The sequence below is a fragment of the Pseudomonas asplenii genome (assembly GCF_001293465.1).
Taxonomy (GTDB): domain Bacteria; phylum Pseudomonadota; class Gammaproteobacteria; order Pseudomonadales; family Pseudomonadaceae; genus Aquipseudomonas; species Aquipseudomonas fuscovaginae_B.
Genome location: NZ_JSYZ01000045.1, coordinates 8,458 through 14,054, shown reverse-complemented (window position 1 = coordinate 14,054; position 5,597 = coordinate 8,458). Strand labels below are relative to the sequence as shown.

Here is a 5,597-nt window from a genome sequence, read left to right as displayed (position 1 = left end):
TCCTGTCGCTCCAGGGAGAGCCTTTGAGCAAGTAGGTTTTCATTGCTGCCCTCCTGAACGAGGAAGTTGCCCCTGCGCAAAAGTGCCTATTGCCTGTAGCGCATTTGCTGCTGAACGCAGGTAGAACGCTTGCAATTGAAATACGTGCCAGCGCGTCATGTAGATCTCCACACGACAATCGACTCCGCTACAGATTGCGTGCTCGGCTAAGCGAGTGGAGTCGGACAACAGCAACTCATCGTCGCCGACCTGAACCATCATTGGAGGTAGCCCTTTCAGGCTGACCTGCAGCGGCTGCTCCATCAGTTCACCGGCATACCACCTCAACCCCTGCTCCAACCAGCCTCGACTGATCATCGGATCTTGCTTTTTACGCGAGGACATTGAGCTGCCGCCAAAACGAGGGTCGACCATCGGCGACATCAATAACAGCGCGCCGGCAAAACGAACGTATAGGTCGCGCAGTTTTAGCGCCAGAGACAGCGTCAACGAAGCGCCTGCTGAATCACCGGCCAGGAAAATCCGTGAGGGTGTATAGCCCTGAGCCCTCAGCGCCTCGTAGCAGACCAAAGCGTCATCGAGCCCAGCAGGATAAGGATTCTCTGGCGCTAACCGATAATCAACCACCCACACCGACATACCCGAGTTCTTGGCCAGACGGCTTGTAATACTCCAGTGAGTATGAGGCGAGCCCACACAAAACGCCCCCCCGTGCAAATACAGGATTACCCCACCGTTTTCGCCTTGCTTAGGAGCAACCACTTGCACCGGTACGTTATTGACTAATTGACGATAACGAAACACACCGTGCGTGCCCGGCATCAATGCCGACAACACTCGCACAACTTTACGCTGCGCCGCAGCACCCAAGCCCGGACCGATCAGCGAATGGAATGTGGTGCGCAAAAAGAGCCTTAAGAAGCCCGCGCTCAGCCGTTCCTTCAACGCCCCTGGGGCAGCTATGGTCACTCCCCCCTCGAGCGGACGGCTGAAGCGATAGGCGTGCAAGCCAGAATACCGAGTTAACATGCGATAGCTGACTGTAAAACCCGGCCAGTTGGTGCTGTTGTTACCGGCTGCGTCGAGGTACCAGCTCTTGCAGCCGCTCCATACCGTAGCAGCCAAGCGCTGCTGAGTGCGCCGGTGGAAGCGTTGAGACACGCTGGCATCAACTTCCACGGTATTGGCACCCGAGACTTGGAGCATACGCCAGCAGCGCATAACGTGGGCAATCTGACTCTCCAGCATATAAACGATCGAGTTGTGCCCTAGATTGGTGTTCGGTCCATACAACATAAAAAAGTTCGGAAACTCGGGCACCGTCAGCCCAAGATAGGCGCGTGTACCGTTGCGCCAGGCGTAGTTCAGGTCGACCCCTCCACGTCCAACGATGCGCATCGGCGCCAGGAACTCGGTTGCAGCAAAACCAGTGCCATAGATGATCGCATCCACGTCATGTTGCTCACCGTCAACCGTCTCAATGCCGCTCTCGTTGACCCGCGCTATGCCCTGCGTCACCAATTCCACATTGGATCGACTCATGGTATTAAAGTACTCGCTGGACAGCAGAATACGTTTGCAGCCGTACGGATAATCCGGCGTCAGCTTCTGTCTCAATGATGGATCGCGTACCTGCTCGGCCAGTAACCGACGAAACGGCACACCCACCGCCCACTTCATCAGGCCCTTGAAACGTGTGAAGGCCAACGCGCGGGACTCGTAGCGCAGGTAGATCAGAGCGCGGTAAGCGCGCATAACCCCCGGCATTTTCTTAAAAAGCGACTTTTCCCGTTCGGAGTAGGCGCGGTCCGGCCGTGGCATCAGGTGCGCGGCAGAACGCTGGAAGACTTTCAGCTGCCCGACAGTAGCGGCAATCGCCGGCACGAACTGAATCGCCGAGGCACCGGTACCGACCACCGCTACCCGTTTGCCGGCCAACGGATAATCGTGGTCCCAGGTCGCCGAGTGGAACACATGGCCCTTAAAGCGCTCCATCCCCGCCAGCGCGGGAAATGCCGGACGGCTGAGCTGGCCGGTACCACTGATCAACAACGAAGCGCTTAGCACCTGGCCGTCTTTCAGGGTTGCACGCCAAAGCGAGCTGGCTTCGTCGAATTCAGCGGACACCACTTCAGCGCCAAAACGAATGGATGGATGCAGCCCGTACGTCTCTGCGCAACGACGCAGATAGGCGTAAATTTCGGCCTGGGGCGCGAACACTCGACTCCAGTCCGGATTCGGTTCGAACGAGAACGAATACAAATGCGAAGGCACATCACACGCCGCACCGGGGTAACTGTTGTCTCTCCAGACGCCGCCAACATCGTGTTTTTTCTCCAAGATCAGAAAGTCCTTCACCCCGGCCTTTTGCAGGGCCACGGCCATGCCGATACCGGCAAATCCCGTACCGATGATAATGGCGCTCAGGGGCTTGTCCGCCTGACGATCAACTTGCGCTTCAGGCTGTGACATGAGGCACCTCTTTATTTTTTTTAGCAGCGACGGCATTTTCGAAACGGGCGGAGGCGTGCGTCTGTGGGAGACCACGAATCAAGTCCACGGCCTTCTCGGCGATCATGATCGTGGGCGCATTGGTGTTGCCGCCGATCAGGGTGGGCATGATGGATGCGTCAACGATACGCAGCGCTTGCAGGCCGTGCACACGCAGTTGAGCGTCGACCACGGCCGATGGATCTTCACCCATACGGCACGTGCCGACAGGATGGTAGACGCTGTCGGTGCGCTCACGCAGCAGGGTGCGAATCTGCTCATCGGTTTCGACCCCCTCGGTGTACAGGCTTCGTGTGATCCATTTGGCCAGTGCCGGAGCCTGCATCAGACGACGGGTGAGTTTGAATGCCGCGACCATGTCTTCAAGATCCTGCGGCTCTTTCAGAAACGCCGGATCGATAAGCGGTGCCGCTTGTGGATCGTTGCTCGCCAACGTAACGCTGCCGCGACTACGTGGCCGTAACAAACAGACGTGGCACGACAACCCATGCCCCAAGCGCATGGTCCGCGCATGGTCTTCGACCGGGGCAACGACAAAATGCAATTGGATATCCGGCTTATCCAATGTGTCGCAGGTTTTGAGAAATGCTCCGCCTTCGGCAAAGTTAGAAGTGAGCATGCCGCGGCGCGCTTGGCGAAATCGCCAGATATCCTTCAGCATTTTCAAGCAGCCTCCCAGGGAAACGCCCATGGCGTCGAGGCTGTTTGTCTTGTAAACGAAGACGAAATCCGGATGATCCTGCAGGTTTTGCCCGACACCTGGCAGTTCGTGCAACAACGGGATGCCATGGCGCTGCAACTGCGCCTTCGGCCCTACCCCGGAGAGCATCAATAACTGCGGTGTCTGCAAGGCCCCTGCGGCAAGGATCACTTCACGTCGAGCTCGAAGGGTGTATACCTGCCCGTGTTGCAACACCTCCACACCCACAGCACGGGTGCCTTCGAACAAAATGCGTTGCACCTGGGCACGGGTTTCAACGCTCAGATTATCGCGCACGCCAATATGGGGCAGCAGGTAAGCACGTGCCGCACTGTAGCGCTCACCATGTTTTTGCGTGACTTGGTAGACACCGACTCCCTCCTGCTCTGATCCATTGAAATCGTCGTTGAGCGGCAAACCGGTTTCGCGGGCGGCCTCCAGAAAACGCTGCTGAAAGGGATTGTCGGAGCGCAAATCGCTGACCCATAACGGCCCGTCTCTGCCGTGCCAGGCATCATCAAGGCGCTCGTTATGCTCACTGCGTAGGAAGTACGGTAAGACGTCCTTGTACCCCCAGCCAGGATTACCCAGAGAGGCCCAATGGTCGTAGTCCCACTGATGTCCACGCACATAAATCATGGCGTTGATCGCCGAAGAGCCGCCCAACGCTTTGCCTCGCGGCTGATACCCCGTGCGTCCTAGCAGTCCGGCCTGCGCGACAGTGCCGAAGGCCCAGTTGTTCACCCTGGTTGGCACCATAGCCACTGTGGCGGCAGGAATATTGACGAGACTGGACCGTCCCTCCCCTCCAGCTTCCAGCAAGCAGACGCTGGTGTCCGGATCTTCGGACAACCGTCCGGCCACCACGCAACCAGCAGAACCTCCACCGACGACGATGAAATCGAAAATCTTTTTCATGGTTGTTATTCCTTGGGCAAGGCAGAGCGACGTCTGCGGCTTCGCAAACGCGCGACCTGGTTTGACCAGGCGCTGCAGTGACCTTTTATTGTTGTTGGAACGGCGAACCGTGCGACTCAATGGTGACGCGCCTTGTTAAAGATCCGAATGCTGCAACGGGACAACTACTTTATTATTTGGGCCAATGTTTTCATCGAAGGCACATGGTATGAGCTTTAGGAATTTTCTTCGGGGTCCGACCAGTGCCTTGCTGATGGTTGAGTTCGGCGATGAAAAAGGTTTTCCGGCTGAAAAGATTTTGCTCGGCTCGGGACTGACATTGGCGCAATTGGCCGATCCGAATTTGGAGTTAACTGCCGACCAGGAGCTGCGCGTTGCCGAAAACCTGTTGCGTTTATCAGGCCATGCTGCGGGGCTAGGTTTCGAAGTCGGCATGCGCTATCACTTCTCGACCTACGGCCTATTCGGTTACGGTCTGATTAGCAGTGCAACCATCGGCGATGCGCTGGCTCTGGCGCTGCGCTTTTTGCCGTTGACCTACGCGTTCACGGTGGTCGCCTATGAAGAACAAGGCGATGAAGGGGTACTGACCTTTGCCGCTCCAGGATTAGCACCGGACCTACGCGAATTTTTATTGGCCCGCGACATGACAGCGGCTGCGCTGTTGCTAAAGGAACTGGGCGGCAATGACTTTTCGTTATCACGCTTCTGTCTGAGCAAGCAGCCGCCGCCTATCCCTGACAATGTGGAAGTGCTGGGGTGTGCCCCTTCGTACGCGGCTAAAAGCAACAGCTTGGCCTTTGATCGCTCTTTTCTCCGTCTCCCTTTACCTCAAGCCAACGCGGTGACTGTTTCGATGTGCGAACAGATGTGTACGCAACTGATGCAGCGTCGCATCGCACACGCTGGGATGACGGCATTGGTGCAGCACTACCTGACCACCCCGGATAATGGCCTGCCCGATCTATCCAGCATTTCCGAGCTACTACATGTGAGCCCGCGCACACTCAAACGCAGACTAAAAGAGGAAGGGACCACATTCCGAAAACTGCTCGCCGACGTCCGCAGTCGCAACGCCATCAACCTGCTAAAGGACGGTCACATGAACCTGACTGAGATCGCTGAACGCTTAGGCTTCAGCGACCTGTCAAGTTTTTCCCAGGCATTCAAGCGCTGGCATGGCATATCGCCAAGTCAGTTTTCACAGCAAAAAAACAACTTTGGCATTTATTAGACAGACGAACTGTAACCCCCCCGAGCGCTTACATGAGAGTGAATACCCGCTTCTGACCGATTTTGTTGAGGACTTCGGTTTTATGAACTATTGGTACACCAACCGCTAAAAGTGCCTTTTGGGCACACCGCTGCACAAAACTTAAGATCGGCCCCCTCAAATCAATGAACAGCCCATGGCTGTATAGACAGATCCAAGCGTCAGATTCCTTAACTAGGCTATGTACGAAATCGC

3 protein-coding genes are annotated in these 5,597 nt (G+C 56.4%); 1 reads left to right on the top strand and 2 read right to left on the bottom strand.

Annotation, left to right across the window (positions count from 1 at the left end; all coding sequences use genetic code 11):
* Positions 1 to 39: 39 nt before the first annotated feature.
* Positions 40 to 2,472, bottom strand: a complete 2,433-nt coding sequence (locus PF66_RS30960; RefSeq protein WP_054064812.1) for a flavin-containing monooxygenase — start codon at positions 2,470 to 2,472, stop codon at positions 40 to 42.
* Positions 2,459 to 4,129, bottom strand: coding sequence for a GMC family oxidoreductase (locus PF66_RS30955; RefSeq protein ID WP_054064811.1), 1,671 nt, complete (start codon positions 4,127 to 4,129; stop codon positions 2,459 to 2,461). The genes PF66_RS30960 and PF66_RS30955 overlap by 14 nt, the downstream gene beginning before the upstream one ends.
* Positions 4,130 to 4,337: 208 nt before the next feature.
* On the opposite strand from PF66_RS30955, the gene PF66_RS30950 reads away from it, so the two are divergent.
* Entirely contained in the window at positions 4,338 to 5,363 is a 1,026-nt protein-coding gene (locus tag PF66_RS30950) for an AraC family transcriptional regulator (RefSeq protein WP_054064810.1), read from the top strand.
* Positions 5,364 to 5,597: the final 234 nt, after the last annotated feature.

Excerpts from the sequence above, each read along its gene's own strand:
- PF66_RS30955 (WP_054064811.1), bottom strand. The coding sequence starts at position 4,129 with ATGAAAAAGATTTTCGATTTCATCGTCGTCGGTGGAGGTTCTGCTGGT.
- PF66_RS30950 (WP_054064810.1), top strand. The coding sequence starts at position 4,338 with ATGAGCTTTAGGAATTTTCTTCGGGGTCCGACCAGTGCCTTGCTGATG.
- PF66_RS30960 (WP_054064812.1), bottom strand. The coding sequence starts at position 2,472 with ATGTCACAGCCTGAAGCGCAAGTTGATCGTCAGGCGGACAAGCCCCTG.